Origin of the sequence: Rhodococcoides kyotonense (assembly GCF_001645385.1) — a bacterium.
Taxonomy (GTDB): domain Bacteria; phylum Actinomycetota; class Actinomycetes; order Mycobacteriales; family Mycobacteriaceae; genus Rhodococcoides; species Rhodococcoides kyotonensis_B.
The window spans coordinates 59,036-75,609 of sequence record NZ_LVHI01000014.1 but is presented as its reverse complement, the minus strand read 5'-3'; the positions used below and the strand labels follow the sequence as shown (position 1 = coordinate 75,609).

The window sequence follows — 16,574 nt, the reverse complement described above, 5'->3', positions numbered from 1 at the left end:
TTCGATCGGAGCAGAGAATCTGATGGACCTGGGTATCGAAGGACGTACCGCGCTCGTCACCGGCGCCGATTCCGGAATCGGTTGGCACACTGCGAAATTACTTCTCGAAGAAGGCGCCACCGTCGTCATGAGCGATCGTGACCCGGACAAGCTGGAGAAAGCGAAGAACGAACTCGACGCGCCCGAAGGTCGCTTGTTCGCATTCCCGGCAGACGTGACCAAGACCGCCGAGGTCGAGGACCTGGCGGCGAACGTGCAGAAAGCCGTCGGCGACATCGACATTCTGGTGCAGTCGTCGGGAGTCACCGGCGCACAAGGACTGTTCCACGAAATCGACGAAGAGGGGTGGGCCAGCACCATCGACATCGACCTCATGGGGCCGGTGAGATTGCTGCGCGCGTTCCTTCCCGCGTTGCGACGCGGCGGCTGGGGCCGCATCGTGCTGCTCACGTCCGAGGACGCCGTGCAGCCGTACGACGACGAATTGCCCTACTGCGCAGCCAAAGCCGGCGTACTTGCGCTGTCGAAGGGACTCTCGCGCAGTTACGCGTCGGGAGGATTGCTCGTCAACGCCGTGTCACCGGCGTTCATCCACACGCCGATGACCGACGCGATGATGGACAAGCGAGCCGAGGAAGAAGGCACCGACCGGAAGGGCGCCATCGAGGGCTTCCTCGCCGAAGAACGCCCGTTCATGGAATTGGGCCGACGCGGCGAGCCCGACGAAGTGGCATCCGTCGTCGTGTTCCTGTGTTCCGATCGCGCGAGTTTCGTCAACGGTTCGAACTACCGGGTCGACTCCGGTTCCGTAGCAACCATTTAGGAGAGACGTCATGACCAATTTCGGCTACACACTGATGACCGAGCAGGCCGGGCCCAAAGACCTGGTGAAATACGCCGTCGAAGCCGAGAACGTCGGCTTCGACTTCGAGGTCGCCAGCGACCACTACTCGCCGTGGCTGTCCTCGATGGGGCACGCGCCCTATGTCTGGACCACGCTGGGAGCCGTCGCGCAGGCCACCGAACGCGTCGAACTGATGACGTACGTGACGTGCCCGATCATCCGGTATCACCCCGCCGTCGTCGCCCAGAAGGCTGCGACGCTGCAGATCCTCGCCGACGGCCGCTTCACGCTCGGCCTCGGCACGGGTGAGAACCTCAACGAGCACGTCGTCGGTGAGGGATGGCCGTCCATCGACAAGCGTCAGGACATGTTCGTCGAGGCGCTGGAAATCATCGAGAAGCTCCACGCCGGCGGCCTCGTCACCTACGAGGGAAAGCACTTCCGCGTCGACTCCGCCCGGATCTGGGACCTGCCCGAGAACGGCGTCCCCATCGGCATCGCGGTGTCCGGTGAGAAGTCGATCGAGCGGTTCGCGGCCTACGCCGACCACCTCATCGCCGTCGAGTCGAACCCCGATCTGGTCAAGGGATGGGCCGATCACCACGACGGGCCGTCGCGCACGATCGGTCAGATTCCGATCTCGTGGGATCCGGACAAGGACGCGGCCATCGAACGGGCGCACGACAAGTTCCGCTGGTTCGCCGGTGGATGGGCCGTCAACGCCGACCTGCCGACGACCGCAGGCTTCGCAGGGGCGACGCAGTTCGTCCGCCAGGAGGACGTGGCCGAGACCATCCCGTGCGGTCCGGATCTGGACGCCATCGTCGACGCGGTCAAGCCGTACTGGGAGGCCGGGTTCACCGACATCGCACTCGTACAGGTCGGCGGGGAGACGCAGGAGCGATTCCTGGCCGAGGCGGCAGGGCCGCTGCTGGAGAAGCTGCGTAACGCGTCGGCGTAGCTGCACGTGCGTGCGAATGTAGTGGCGCCTTCTGGTCGCTCCGCAGGCTTCGCTCCTGGCCCTCTATACATTCGCACGCACGGGTCGCTCGCGGCTTTTCCCGTTCCGGCCGTCGTCGCCGACTCCCGCGGATAGACTCGATTCTTCGAGAATTCGGGGACTATCGGGGGAGGTCCACGGCTGTCGGTGTGGGAGGGCGACGTGGCCGATCGAACGACGCTGCTGGACTATCTGAAGAAGGTCACCGCCGAGCTGTACCAAGCCCGGGAGAAGCTGCGCGACGCCGAGGACGCGACCCGCGAACCGATCGCCGTCATCGGCCTCGGATGCCGCTTCCCCGGCGGAGTTCGATCACCCGACGACCTGTGGAACCTGGTCGAATCGGGTCGCGACACCGTCTCCGACTTCCCCGACGACCGCGGATGGCCGTCGTCGGCGCTGTACGACCCGACAGGCGAACACGGTGGCACGACGTACACCGTGCGCGGCAGCTTCCTCGACGATCCCGCCGGCTTCGACCCCGAGGTGTTCGGCATCTCGCCACGCGAGGCCCTCGCGATGGATCCGCAACAACGCGCGCTGCTCGAGACCAGCTGGGAGACCCTCGAACATGCGGGCATAGACCCCAGATCGGTGCACGGCCGACAGGTCGGCGTGTTCACCGGATTGTCCGGAATCGACTACGCCTCGCGCGTCGGCGGAATGCCGCCCGAGGAACTACAGGGCTACTTCATCACCGGCAATGCGATGAGCGTCGCGTCGGGCCGTATCGCGTACAGCCTCGGGCTCACCGGGCCCGCCGTCACCGTCGACACGGCATGCTCGTCGTCGCTCGTGTCCCTGCATCTGGCGGCACAGGCGTTACGCAGCGGTGACTGCGCACTCGCGCTCGCAGGCGGAGCGACGATCATGGCGACGCCTGCCGTGTTCGTCGAGTTCAGCCGCCAGCGCGGCCTCGCGCGTGACGGCAGATGCAAGGCGTTCTCCGCAGCCGCCGACGGCACCGCGTGGGGCGAGGGCGCGGCGATGATCGCTCTCGAGCGGCTGTCCGACGCGAAGCGCCACGGTCGTCGGATACTCGCCGTCGTGCGCGGTAGTTCGGTGAACCAGGACGGCGCGAGCAACGGACTGACCGCACCGAACGGGCAAGCGCAACAACGTGTCATCGCGCAGGCGCTCGCGGGCGCCGAGCTTCGACCGGAGGACGTCGACGTCGTCGAAGCACACGGCACCGGAACGACGTTGGGCGATCCGATCGAAGCGCAGGCTCTCCTCGCCACCTACGGCCGCACCCGCCGCGAGAGCCCGTTGTGGCTCGGGTCGGTCAAATCGAACCTCGGACACACACAGGCCGCGGCGGGTGCCGCGGGCGTCATCAAGATGATCATGGCGATGCGGCACGGTGTGCTGCCCCAGACGCTGCACGTCGACGCGCCGACGCCGCACGTCGATTGGTCGTCCGGTGGCGTGAGGCTTCTCGAAGAACCCGTGCCCTGGCCCGAGACCGGCAGGCCGCGTCGGGCAGCGGTGTCGTCGTTCGGCATCAGCGGCACCAATGCGCACGTGGTCCTCGAAGAACCTCCCGCTGTCGACGCCGTGTCCGGCGAGACGCTCGACGACCCTGTCGCCTGGGTACTGTCCGGACACACCGACGCGGCACTGCGCGATCAAGCTGCCCGGTTGCGCGCAGCAGTCGGGCCCGATCACGACCCAGCGGCCGTGGCGGCATCGCTGATCCGCGGCCGCGCCCGCTTCGATCGGCGAGCTGCGCTGGTGGGCACCACGACCGACGAGCTACTCGGTGGTCTCGACGCGGTGGCGCGCGGTGACCCGCACCCGAGCCTCGTCCTCGGCGCTGCGCACGACGCAGGTGACCGGCCCGTGTTCGTCTTCCCCGGTCAAGGCGCCCAATGGGTCGGAATGGCAACCGAATTGATCGAATCGTCCGCGGTGTTCGCCGCCGCGATGCACGACTGCGCAGAAGCGCTGCAGCCCTACATGACCGTCTCGGTTCTCGACGCGTTGAACGACGCAGAATTGCTCGATCGCGTCGATGTCGTCCAGCCCGCTCTGTTCGCCGTCATGGTGTCGTTGGCTCGGATGTGGCAGTCCTACGGCGTCGAACCTGCTGCGGTGGTGGGGCATTCGCAAGGTGAGATCGCCGCGGCCCACGTGGCGGGCGCCCTCACCCTTCCCGACGCGGCACTGGTGGTGGCGGCACGCAGTGCAGTGATCTTCTCGTCCGCCGACCGACGCGGCGGGATGGCCTCGGTGGCGCTGCCGGCCGGCGACGTGCGGGCCGATCTCGAAAGACGTTCGTCCAGTGTGGAAGTCGCTGCCGTCAACGGCCCGACGGCCACGGTGGTGTCCGGACACGGCGACGAGCTCGACACGCTCGTCGCGGAGTGGCAGAGCCGAGGCATTCAGGCCAAAAGGCTCGCGGTCGATTACGCGTCGCACCACGCGGACGTGTCTGTTCTGCGCGAGCCGATCCAGGACGCGTTGGCATCGGTGATGCCCGTGCGGAGCGGCATCCCGTTCGTGTCGTCCGTGACAGGCGGGGTCGTCGACGGTGCCGAGTTGAGCGGACAGTACTGGTATCGCAACCTCCGTCACACCGTCCGATTCGAGGACGCGGTGAGAACTCTTGCAGCACAGGGGTACCGCCAGTTCGTCGAAGTCGCGCCGCACCCGATCCTGGCCGCGGCGCTGCAGGAGACCCTGGACTCGGCCGGTGTCTCCGGGAAGGCGGTCGGCACTTTGCGACGCGACCGCGCAGGCCTGCGTCGGTTCACATCCGCACTCGCCGAAGCGCATGTGAACGGCATCGACATCGACTTCGACAAGATCGACTGGGCGCGTCGCGCGACGCACGACTGGATCGATCTCCCCACCTACGCGTTTCAGCACCGCCGTTTCTGGCTCGATGCCGTCGTGCCCGACGGGGACGTCACATCGGCCGGTGTGGATCCGGGTGGACATCCGATGCTGGCTGCCTCGATGGTTCTCGGTGACGGGAGTGGCGTCGTCGCGACCGGAGTGCTGTCGTCGCACCGACTTCCGTGGCTCGCGGACCACGGCGTGAACGGCACACTTCTGCTTCCCGGCACGGCGTTCGTCGAACTGGCGCTGCATGTGGGCCAACGCGTCGGGTGCGACCGGATCGACGACCTCGTCGTTGCGGTGCCCCTCGTCGTCCCGGCCGACGGCGAGGTCGCGGTGCAGGTATCCGTGCAGGGTGCCCCGGGTAGCGGGTCGTCGACCGTTGCGGTGCATTCGCGGCCCGTCACCGCGTCTTCGGACCATCCGTGGACGATGCATGCGACCGGAACGATGAGCGCTGGAACGACGTTCGACGACGGGGACGAACAGCCCTGGCCACCCGACGCCGACCCGGTCGACATCGACGGCATGTACGACGCCCTCGACACGACAGGCTACGAGTACGGCCCGCTGTTCCGAGGGCTGCGTCGTGCGTGGCGACGCGGCGACGAGTTGTTCGGGGATGTGGTGCTGAACGTGGACGACGCCGCCGACGCGGTCGCCGGGTACGGAATTCACCCTGCACTGCTCGATGCGACGCTGCACGTCATCGCGCTAGCCGAGGCGACGACAGGCACCACTCCTCCCCAGGTCGTTCCTGCAGGCTCCACTCCCGCCCCCGCCCCCGGTGTCCGATTGCCGTTCGCGTGGAACGACGTGCGGTTGCACGCCGAGGGTGCCACCGCGGCCAGGGTTCACGTCATGCCGATCGGGCCGGAACGGTACCGGGTGGCGGTGTACGACGTCACCGGGCAACCGGTTCTGACCGTCGGCAGCCTGACGCTACGACCCATCACCGACACCGCACCGACGCTCGGCACGACGGGCAGCCTTTACCGCGTGGAGTGGCTACCGGTCGGGATGACGAATGCGACTGTGCGACAGTCCATCGACCTGTTCGACGCGTTGGCCGGGGCAGATGCAGGCGGCCGTGTTCTGCAACTGGATCTGCGCACGGTCGACGGTGACGACACACCCACCAGAGCGCACGACAGCGTCCACGCCGCACTGTCGGCGGTACAGGAGTGGCTCCGCGACGACGGACTGGCCGGGACCGAACTTCTGATCACGACACTGCAGGCGGTGTGCGCCCGGGACACCGACTCGATCGACGACCTGGCGATGGCGCCTGTCTGGGGGCTGATCAGTGCGGTGCAGCACGAGCATCCCGATCGGATCACGATGGTGGACCTGGACGGCGATCCGGACGAATCGGTCCTGTCGGCCGCGTTGTCCTGCAACGAAAGTCAGCTCGCAATGCGCGGCGGCGTCCTGCTGGCCCCGATGCTGGCATCGCAGTCCGTCGTCGACGACGCCGTACCCACTGCTTTCGGGCCGGACGGAACGGTGCTGATCACCGGCGGAACGGGAACGATCGGCACCCTCGTCGCCCGGCATCTCGTCGAGAAGTACGGAGTCAGGAAGCTGGTGCTGGTCGGCCGGCACGAGCACCGTCTCGCACCGGACATTCCGGACGCCGAGGTACGCGTCGTCGCCTGTGATGTCGCCGATCGAGATGCCGTCGCCGCGATGCTCGACGGCATCGACGACCTGGTCGGGGTGATCCATGCGGCGGGCGTGCTCGACGACGCCACCGCCCAGGCCCTGACCGGCGAGCAGCTCGACCGCGTGATGCGTCCCAAGGTCGACGGCGCGTGGAATCTGCACGATCTGACGAAGGGCAGGGATCTGCAGGCGTTCGTGCTGTTCTCCTCTGCCGCAGGCATTCTCGGCGCAGCAGGACAAGCCAACTATGCGGCAGCCAACGTGTTCCTCGACGGCCTTGCCCAGCATCGCCGAGCCCGTGGTCTGCATGCCGTCGCGATGGCGTGGGGACTGTGGGACACACCGAGCGCGATGACGTCGCATCTGAGCGAGACGGATCTGAGCCGCCTGCATCGCGTGGGCATGGACACCATCGACCGGGCGTCCGGGCTCGCGCTGTTCGACGCCGCACTCGCGGTGGACCGCCCGCTGATCGCCCCGCTACGCCTGTCCAAGCGCACCGCCGCGTCGGGAGCTGCGCCACCGATCCTGCGCCGGGTACTCGGACTGCGCCGTCGCACCGCGGCGTCCGAGTCTCCGACCGGATTGGCCGAGGAGCTCGCCTCGCTCGATGCCGACGCCCGCCATCTACGGGTGCTCGACCTCGTCACGACGCACGTCGCCGCAGTGCTGGGGCACGAGGGAAAAGGTGACATCGATCCCGAACGTGCGTTCAAGAACCTCGGGTTCGACTCGCTGACGGCCGTGCAGCTGCGCAACGACCTGGCGTCGGCCACCGGCGTCACGCTTGCCGCGACAGTGGTGTTCGACCACCCGACCGCCGACGCGCTCGCCCGCGAGCTCGAGGCGCAGGTGCTCGGCATCTCCACAGCCGTTCCGCAGGAAAAACGTTCGCGACGCCACGACATCCCGATCGCGATCGTCGGTATGGCATGTCGCTACCCGGGAGGCGTGACCGAACCGGAGGACCTGTGGAGGCTCGTCCGCGACGGCCGGAACGTCGCCGGCCCGTACCCGAACAACCGAGGGTGGATTCTGGGCGACGTCTACGACCCCGACCCGGCGAAACCAGGCACGACGTACATGAAGGAAGGCGGGTTCCTGTACGACGCAGACGAATTCGATGCCGCCTTCTTCGGGATCAGTCCGCGCGAGGCCGTCGCGATGGATCCGCAGCACCGTCAACTGCTCGAACGAGCGTGGGAAGCGTTGGAGAGTGCAGGCATCCCGCCGGATGCGCCCGGTCTCGAGGACACCGGCGTGTTCGTCGGAATGATGGGCAGCGACTACGGCTTTCACCTGATGAGCCAGCGCAACGTCGATGCCGAGGGTTATCTGATGACCGGCACCAGTAACAGCGTCGCGTCCGGTCGAATTTCGTACACACTCGGTTTCACCGGACCGGCGGTCACCGTCGACACCGCCTGTTCGTCGTCGCTCGTCGCGATGCACCTGGCGTCACGGGCGCTGCGCGACGGCGAATGCTCCCTCGCGCTCGCGGGCGGCGCGACCGTGATGGCGACGCCGGGTGTGCTGGTCGAGTTCAGCAGACAACGTGGTCTCGCTGCGGACGGTCACTGTAAACCGTTCTCCGACAGAGCAGATGGGACCGGGCTGAGCGAAGGCTCGGCGATGGTGGTGCTCGAGCGTCTCGACGACGCCCGTCGCAACGGCCATCCGGTGCTTGCCGTCGTCCGGGGATCGGCCGTCAACCAGGACGGGGCATCGAACGGGCTGACGGCACCGAACGGGCCGTCGCAGGAACGCGTCATCCGACAGGCACTGGCCGACGCGCGGCTGACACCCGCTGATATCGACGCGGTCGAAGCGCACGGAACCGGAACGACGCTCGGCGACCCGATCGAGGCGCAGGCGTTGATCGCCACGTACGGCCAGGACCGACACGACGACCCGTTGTGGCTCGGTTCGATCAAGTCGAACATCGGACACACCCAGGCGGCCGCCGGCATCGCCGGAGTGATCAAGATGGTGATGGCGATGCGTCACGGCACGCTACCGCGGAGTCTGTACGGTGACACACCGACCCGCGTCGTCGACTGGACCGCCGGAGACGTGCGGTTGCTCGGTGAAGAGGTGCCCTGGCCGTCGAACGGCAGGCCGCGACGCGCGGGAGTGTCGTCGTTCGGTATCAGCGGCACGAACGCGCACATGATTCTCGAACAGCCACCGAACTTCTCGACTGCCGAGACGTCGACGGCGGCCCCGCTCGTGTGGGTTCTGTCCGGGAAGACAGTCGACGCGATGCGAGCCCAGGCGGCCAATCTGATGCAGTTCCTCGAGACCGAGGATTCTCCGTCACCGGCGGACATCGCGTACACGCTCGCCACAGGGCGACCTGCGTTCGCCCATCGGGCGGCGATCGTCGGTGACGACCTCGCGGACTTGCGCGCGGGTCTCGCGAGCGTGGCCGCGGGCGCCGCCGCGCCGAATGTGCTGGAGGGCAGTCGGATACGCGGAAAGTCGGCGATGATGTTCACCGGCCAGGGCGCGCAACGACTCGGCATGGGCGCGCGGTCGTACGAGATGTTCCCGGTGTTCGCAGCCGCGATGGACGACGTCTGCGACGCGCTCGACGAGCATCTCGACATGCCGGTGCGGGAGGTCATGTGGGGATCGGACGCGGGCCTGTTGGACCGGACCGAATTCACCCAACCTGCTTTGTTCGCCGTCGAATCCGCGTTGTATGCGCTGCTGCGATCGTGGGGACTCGCGCCGGACTGTCTGATCGGTCATTCGATCGGTGAGATCACGGCGGCCTATGCGAGCGGCATGCTCGACCTGTCCGACGCGGCCGCGCTGGTCACCGCCCGAGGCAAGTCGATGCAGTCGACCGAGCCGGGTGCGATGATCGCCGTGCGGGCGCGGGCCGAGGACGTCGACGCGATCGTGGACGGCCGCATCGACGTCGCGGGGATCAATGGGGTCCAGTCGCTCGTGCTGGCAGGACCGGTGCACGAGATCGATTCGGTGGCAGAGGACTTGAAGGAGAAGGACATCACGGTCACGCGCTTACGCGTCGAACGCGCGTTTCATTCGTCGCTGATGGATCCGATCCTGGACGACTTCGGCCGGACGGCGGCTGGACTTTCCCTGCGCGTTCCGTCGATTCCGTTGGTGTCCAACGTGACCGGCCGAGTCGGGGATGTCGCGGGACCGAACTACTGGGCGCGGCACGTCCGAGAACCCGTTCGCTTTCACGACGGCATGCGTGCTCTGGACGAACTCGGCGTCACGACGGTGATCGAGGTCGGGCCGGGATCGGTGCTGACAGCCCTCGCGGCGGAGGTCGTGCCGAACGCGATCGCAACCCTGCCCACGGACGACGAACCGCACGACGTGATGCGGGCGTTGGCGTCGTCCTTCGTGTGGGGTGCGTCGATCGACTGGGATGCCGTGCTCCCGGGGTGCACCCGAGTCGAACTGCCCACGTACGCGTTTCAGCGGCGATCGTTCTGGCCGACCCCGGCGCGGGGGTTCGCGGGTGAACCCGCCGATCTGGGCCTGAACGACGCAGGCCACCCGCTGCTCGGAACTCAGCTCGAACTGGACGACGGCACGGTGGTGTTCACCGGACAGCTGTCGCTGCAACGAGATCCGTGGCTCGTCGACGACCGTACCCTTCTGCCCGCGGCGATCGTCGAGCTGATGCTGCATGCAGCGGGAACCGTCGGATTCGACAGTATTCGCACACTCGCCCTTCACGAGCCTGTCGAGTTTCCGGCGTCCGGAACCGTGAGCATCCGCGTCGTCGTCGTGCCCGCGGACGACGACGGTTCCCGCACGGTCACGCTGTCGACGGCCGAGACCGTGCACGCGACAAGCACTCTCGTGGATGTCGTGAACGTGGTTCAGGGCGACACCGACTCGGCGGACGCGTTCGCCGTGACGCTCGACGACGGGATCGACGCAGACGGTTACGGCGTTCATCCGTTGCTTCTGCAGGGCGCGCTCGATGCGGTCGGTGAGTCGCCGACGGGGCTGACCGGAATTGCTCTCGGTAAGACAGGCGCCAGTACCGTGACCGTCTCGCGCACCGCCGAAGGACTCCGTCTGCACGCCGACGACGGAGAGCCGGTCCTCACCGTCGACGCTGTCCGCGTCGCACCCGAGGACGGTCGCGTCGGCTCTGCGCGGCGGCTGCATCACACGGTGTGGATCCCGGTGGAGTCGACTGTAGTTGTGCACGAACGCTCTTCGCGGCGTCTGATGATCGCGAGCACTGCCGACGTGGAATCCGCGCACACACAGTGCGCGCGCGTGCTGACGGAACTCCAGGACGACATGACGAATACGGATGGGCCTCTGGTCGTCGTCACTCGTGGCGCCATGGCCGTGGGACCCGACGACCGGGTGGATCCCGCCGCGGCCGCGGTATGGGGTCTCGTCGGGTCAGCGCAGAACGAAAACCCCGGCCGCACTGTACTGCTCGACGTCGACGACCCCTCCGACCTGGATGCGGTGGTCGACGTCGCCGTCGCGACCGGGGAGCCCCAGGTGGCCGTGCGAGAAGGCGCATTGTTCGCACCTCGGGTGCGGCGTCTGGATGCCGAGGAACAGTCATCGGACACCGTGTTGGATCGAGACGGCACCGTTCTGATCACCGGTGGGACAGGTACTTTGGGAACGCTCGTCGCCCGCCACCTCGTGGAGCAACACGGCGTCCGGCATCTGATCCTGACCAGCAGGCGCGGGCCGAAAGCCGACAATGCCGAGGACCTGCGCCGCGAACTGACGTCCGCGGGTGCCAATGTCGACATCCTCGCGTGCGACGTCGCGGACTACGAGGCCGCAGCGGCGCTGCTCGATGCAGTCCGTGCCGACCATCCGCTGACGGCCGTCGTCCATGCAGCCGGCGTCGTCGACGACGCGACCCTGTCCTCCCTGACCGCGGAGAAGCTCGACGCCGTGCTGCGGCCGAAAGCTGACGCAGCGTGGAATCTGCACCGGCTCACCGAGGGCATGGACCTGCAGGCCTTCGTGCTGTTCTCCTCGCTCGCAGGCGTTCTCGGCGCTCCCGGTCAGGGAAACTATGCCGCCGCCAACATGTTTCTCGACGCGCTCGCCCTGCGTCGGCACCGGGAAGGCCTGCCTGCGACGTCGATCCAATGGGGCATGTGGGAGCCACCGAGTGCGATGACGGCCGAGCTCGGTCCCATCGACCGCGCCAGGGCGTCGCGAACCGGGATGATCGCGCTGCGAGAATCCGAGGGGCTCGCGCTGTTCGACAGCGCGGTGGCGTCGGGCGAACCGGTTGTGGCCGCGGTGCGTCTCGACCGGTCCGTGTCCGAGGTTCCACCGCTGTTCCGCGGCCTCGTGCGCCAGGCGCGCGCACCGCAGGTGGCGTCGGACGTCCACGGCAGCGGGCCCGACGCGTGGGCGGAGACGCTGGCCGAGCGGACCGTCCCGGAACAACGGCATTTGATGCTCGATCTCGTCCGCGCCGCCGCCGCGACCGTCCTCGGGTACGAGACAGCGGACTCGGTTGACCCGGACCAGGCGTTCAAGGAACTCGGATTCGATTCGCTCGCCGCGGTCGCGCTGCGCAACCAACTCGGCGCGACGACAGGCCTCAGGCTGCCTCCCACAGTGGTGTTCGACCATCCCAGCTCACGCGCCGTCGCCGACTTCCTCCGAAGCGAACTGATGCCCGATCCCGTGACGGCCGCGCTCGCCGACGTCGAACGCCTCCGCGCCGCAGTCTCCGAGGTGAGCGACGACTCTCGGGCGCAGATCGCGGAACGGCTCTCGGCTCTGCTCGCCGACCTCGGTCCGACTCCGGACGCGACCGTCGACCGAATCCACGCCGCGACGAGCGACGAGATTCTCGACCTCATCGACAGGGGGCTCTGACGGCTTTTCCCCGAGAAGCAGAAAACCCCCGGCTCTCGGTGAGAGCCGGGGGTTTCGCTGTCGGGGTGGCGGGATTCGAACCCACGACCTCTTCGTCCCGAACGAAGCGCGCTACCAAGCTGCGCCACACCCCGTGTACCGCGTGCAGAAGTCTAGCGTACGACTGCCTCGGAACGCGAAACGCCCTCGTCGGACCCGGTTTTTCCGCCCTTTCTCGGGGCCGGAGTGAGCGTCAACAGCGTCGCTTCGGGCCTGCAGCAGAACCGCGCGGGAGCCCACGGGGACGTGCCGATGCCGGCCGAGACGTGCAGCTGGGTGTGTGCGCCCCACTTCGACGGACCCTTGACCCGTGAGCGGTCGAGCTGGCAGTTGGTGACGAGCGCGCCGTAGAACGGCAGGCACAGCTGACCGCCGTGTGTGTGGCCCGCGAGAACCAGGTCGTAGCCGTCCTCGGCGAAACGGTCGAGGACACGCGGCTCGGGGGAGTGCGTGATGCCCAGGCGCAGATCGGCCAGCGGGTTGGGCTGACCGGCGATGGTGTCGTAGCGGTCGCGCTTCAGATGCGGATCGTCGACGCCCGCCGACGCGATCCGGACACCGGCCACCTCGAGCTCCCGACGGACGTGCGTCACGTCGTGCCATCCGCGCTCGGTGAACGCGGCACGCAGGTCGCGCCACGGCAGCGACTCGCCCAGCACGCGCTTGTGTTCCTTCTTGAAGTACAGCAGCGGGTTCTTCGGCTTCGGCGCGAAGTAGTCGTTGCTACCGAACACGAACAGGCCGGGACGCGCGAGAAGCGGGCCGAGGGCTTGAACGACGGCAGGCACCGACCGCATGTGCGACAGATTGTCGCCGGTGTTGACGACGAGATCCGGCTCGAGCCGGTCCAATTCGCGCAGCCAGTTCTGTTTCATGCGCTGGCCCGGCATCATGTGCAGGTCGCTGATGTGCAGCACGCGCAGCGGAGAGGATCCTGGTTCGAGGACGGCCATCGACGTCTCGCGCAGCGTGAATGCGTTGCGTTCGATGAGCGTTGCATACCCGATCCCGAGTGCTGCGGCTCCCGCGGTCGCGAGGGCTGCGCTCCGGACGGGTGCCTCGGCCGCGCTCCGACGAGCACGTGCTGCGGCATCGAGAATGCTGGAGTTGGTAGCACTGTTGTTCACGAACACACAGCCAACGATACGTCAGGCCTGGGAATCGACGTGCGGTGTCGGGGAGAGCCCGCGTAGCGTTCTGTGACATGTCCGAACTCAAGTCCCAGCTCCGATCCGATCTCACCGCCTCCATGAAGGCGAAGGACAAACTCCGCACCGCAACGATCCGGATGCTTCTCTCCGCGATTCAGACCGAGGAAGTCTCGGGCAAGGAAGCCACCGAGCTGACCGACGAGCAGGTGCTCAAGGTGCTCGCGAAGGAGTCGAAGAAGCGCGGCGAATCCGCCGAGATCTACACCGAGAACGGTCGCGGAGAGCTCGCGGCCAACGAGCGCGCCGAGGCGCAGATCATCGACGAATACCTACCGACGCCGCTGACCGACGCCGAGCTCGCCGACGTCGCGGACACCGCGATCGCTCAGATCGCCGAGGAGATCGGTGAGCGTCCGGCGATGAAGCAGATGGGTCAGGTCATGAAGGCGGCCACGGCGCTCGCCGCAGGCAAGGCCGACGGCTCGCGCATCTCGAAAGCGGTCAAGGATCGGCTCTAGCGAGCCGCGCACGTGCGTGGGAATGTATAGCCCGCTACACATTCCCACGCACGTCAGCGCGGAGCGGTGAGCCCCGGTATCGCCGGGATCTGAATGTTCGGCGGAATGGTCGGGATCTCGATGTTCGGCAAGGACGGGACCGCGGGCGCGGCAGGAGCCTGACGCACCGACCCGTCGCTGACGTAGATCGTGATGGTCGATCCGGGAATGGCCGAACCCGACGGTGACTGCGACGTCACCGTCCCGCGGGAGGCCGAGCTCTCACTGGTCGCGACCGACACCTGGAAGCCTGCGCCCTGCAGCGTCGACGTCGCCGAACTCTGCGACTGACCCGTGACGTCGGGAACCTGTCCGTTGGCCGAGCCTCGCACGTACTTCTGATCCACCGGCGGCAGTTCCACCGGACCGAACTTCGTCGCCACCGGACTCATCGCGTTGTACCAGGTGCGGGCCGGCTCGTTACCGCCGAACAGGTTACCGTCGCCGCACGGGCGCAGCGGGAACGAGCAGATCTCTCCGGGCGTCGGCGAGTCACCGTAGGTGAGCACAGCAGCGGCGTAACGGTTGGTGAACCCGAGGAATCCGGACGACATGTGCGACTCGGTGGTACCGGTCTTGCCTGCCATCGGAAGCGTCCAACCGACCGAACCTGCAGCCGACGCCGACGTTCCACCCGGCTGATCGTCCTTGCTCATCGCGTTCGCGAGCGTGTTGGCCAGACCCGGCTCGACGACCTGCTCGCAGGCCTGCTGCGTCACCGGAACCTGCTTGCCCTCACGGTCGAACACGGAGTCGATCGGCGTGGGCGGGCACCACTTGCCCCCGGACGCGAGCGTCGCGGCCACGTTCGAGAGCTCGAGCGGATTGACCCACGTCGGTCCGAGGGTGAACGAACCGAGGTTCTGCGACTTCTGCATGTCGGCCATGCTCTGCTCGCCGAACCCGGACGTGTTGGGGTCGGCGTACGACCGCAGCCCGAGACGCACCGCCATATCGACCGTCGGTGTGACGCCGACGGACTCGATCAGCTTCACGAACGCGGTGTTCGGCGACTGCGCCAACGCGTCGGTCACGGACAGCTGAGCCGGGTAGTTACCCGCGTTCTCGACGCAGTACGTGGCAGCCGGGCAGCCGCGGGCACCTCCGTCACCCATTCCCTTGACCTCGGCCCGTCTCGGCACCTGCAACACCGCGCTCGTTCCCAGGCCGCGTTCCATCGCCGCTGCCGTCGTGAACACCTTGAAGATCGATCCCGCGCCGTGACCGACGAGAGAGTACGGCTGAGCCTGCACGGTCTCGTCCGCGTCGGCGTCGAGGCCGTACGTGCGGCTACTGCCCATCGCGAGGATGCGATGAGAATCCTGACCCGGTGCGACGACGTTCATGACCGTCGCGACGTCGTCGACCGTCGGGCTCGTGTTGGACACCAACGCGGCTTTGGTCGAGTTCTGGACCTCCGGATCGAGCGTCGTACGGATGAGGTATCCGCCCTTGTCGATCTGCTCGCGACTGATACCTGCGTTGGCCAGGTACTGCAGTGCGTAATCGCAGAAGAATCCGCGGTCACCCGCGGCGATGCAGCCCCGGGGTAGCGAGTTGGGCGTCGGGAGGACGCCGAGAGGCTCGGACTTGGCGGCGCGGAACTCGTCGGCCCGGTCCGGGATGTTCTGGATCATCGTGTCCAGAACGATGTTTCGTCGTTCGGTGACGCCCTGCTCGTTGGTGTACGGATTCAGCGCGGAGCTGGACTGCACCATGCCGGCGAGCATCGCGGACTGCTTGGCGTCGAGCTGGCTCGCGTCGACACCGAAGTACGTCTGTGCGGCGTCCTGGATGCCGAACGACGCGTTGCCGAACGGCACGAGGTTCAGGTACCGCGTCAGGATCTCGTCCTTGGTCAGTTCCTTGTCGAGCGTCAGCGCCATCCGGATCTCACGGATCTTGCGGGCAGGCGTCGTCTCGATCGCCGCGCGGCGCTCGGCGTCGGTCTTCGCGACGACCAGCAGCTGGTAGTTCTTCACGTACTGCTGATCGAGCGTCGACGCGCCCTGCTCGACCTGGCCGCTCGTCGTGTTGGTCAAGAACGCGCGCAGCGTGCCCTGCCAGTCCACGCCCTGGTGCTCGGCGAAGCGCTTGTCCTCGATGGAGACGATGGCGAGCTTCATCTCGTTGGAGATCTTGTCGCTCGGCACCTCGAATCGCCGCTGCTCGTACAACCAGGCGATGGGATTGCCTGCGGCGTCGACCATCGTCGACACCGCGGGAACAGCACCCTCGACCAGTTCGGCGGACACGTTGTCGACGGTGTCGGCCGCACGATTGGACGCGTAGCCGAACCCTCCCGCCAACGGGAACATGACGCCGGCCAACAGAGCACCTGCAAGTGCGGAACATCCGGCGAGCTTCGCCACGGTTTTTCCAACTGACACGACTGACAGAGTACGTGTGTCGCGCCCCCTGTCCCAGGTGCCGTCGGAGAGCTATGCGAGTAAGCCCTGGTCGGGACGCGCGTACCAGAAAAGTGCCGTTGTCATCTTGCGTTCGACGCTGTCTTTACCTAAATTGTGAGCACGGTGTGATTCACATAACACTTGCATATGAATGTGGGGCAGCTCCTAAGTCGGTGTGCTTCGAGCGGTGAA

At 67.0% G+C, this 16,574-nt stretch carries 6 protein-coding genes and 1 tRNA gene; 4 read left to right on the top strand and 3 right to left on the bottom strand.

The genetic code is table 11. The features are described from left to right. Positions 1-22 precede the first annotated feature (22 nt). The 3 genes from A3K89_RS13235 (at position 23) to A3K89_RS13225 (ending at position 12,224) form a co-directional block, all read left to right on the top strand. On the top strand, positions 23-823 hold the full coding sequence (locus A3K89_RS13235) for an SDR family NAD(P)-dependent oxidoreductase (RefSeq protein ID WP_068426647.1): 801 nt from the start codon (positions 23-25) through the stop codon (positions 821-823). A gap of 10 nt (positions 824-833) precedes the next feature. Continuing rightward, positions 834-1,805, top strand: coding sequence for an LLM class F420-dependent oxidoreductase (locus tag A3K89_RS13230; RefSeq protein WP_068426645.1), 972 nt, complete (start codon positions 834-836; stop codon positions 1,803-1,805). A 201-nt stretch (positions 1,806-2,006) separates the two neighbouring features. Continuing rightward, positions 2,007-12,224 carry a type I polyketide synthase gene (locus A3K89_RS13225; protein WP_068426700.1) on the top strand — a complete coding sequence of 3,406 codons (10,218 nt, stop codon included), beginning with the start codon at positions 2,007-2,009 and terminating at the stop codon, positions 12,222-12,224. Positions 12,225-12,284: 60 nt separating this feature from the next. Here the strand turns inward: A3K89_RS13225 and A3K89_RS13220 are convergent. Together A3K89_RS13220 and A3K89_RS13215 are read right to left on the bottom strand one after the other, a co-directional pair. After that, positions 12,285-12,358 (bottom strand) — tRNA-Pro (locus A3K89_RS13220). 18 nt (positions 12,359-12,376) lie between these two features. After that, the gene (locus A3K89_RS13215; RefSeq protein ID WP_068426697.1) at positions 12,377-13,363 is read right to left on the bottom strand and encodes a metallophosphoesterase; all 987 of its coding nucleotides are present in this window, start codon (positions 13,361-13,363) and stop codon (positions 12,377-12,379) included. 104 nt (positions 13,364-13,467) lie between these two features. Here A3K89_RS13215 and A3K89_RS13210 point away from each other — a divergent pair, with 104 nt between their 5' ends. Then, complete coding sequence (locus A3K89_RS13210; RefSeq protein WP_068426643.1) at positions 13,468-13,932, top strand: GatB/YqeY domain-containing protein; 465 nt, start codon at positions 13,468-13,470, stop codon at positions 13,930-13,932. Positions 13,933-13,985: 53 nt separating this feature from the next. Here A3K89_RS13210 and A3K89_RS13205 read toward each other — a convergent pair whose 3' ends face one another. Further along, on the bottom strand, positions 13,986-16,343 hold the full coding sequence (locus A3K89_RS13205) for a penicillin-binding protein (RefSeq protein WP_068426639.1): 2,358 nt from the start codon (positions 16,341-16,343) through the stop codon (positions 13,986-13,988). Between the last annotated feature and the right edge of the window lie 231 nt (positions 16,344-16,574).

Bases quoted from the DNA above. Each gene is read 5' to 3' on its own strand.
- A3K89_RS13235 (WP_068426647.1), top strand. From the start codon at position 23: ATGGACCTGGGTATCGAAGGACGTACCGCGCTCGTCACCGGCGCCGAT.
- A3K89_RS13230 (WP_068426645.1), top strand. From the start codon at position 834: ATGACCAATTTCGGCTACACACTGATGACCGAGCAGGCCGGGCCCAAA.
- A3K89_RS13210 (WP_068426643.1), top strand. From the start codon at position 13,468: ATGTCCGAACTCAAGTCCCAGCTCCGATCCGATCTCACCGCCTCCATG.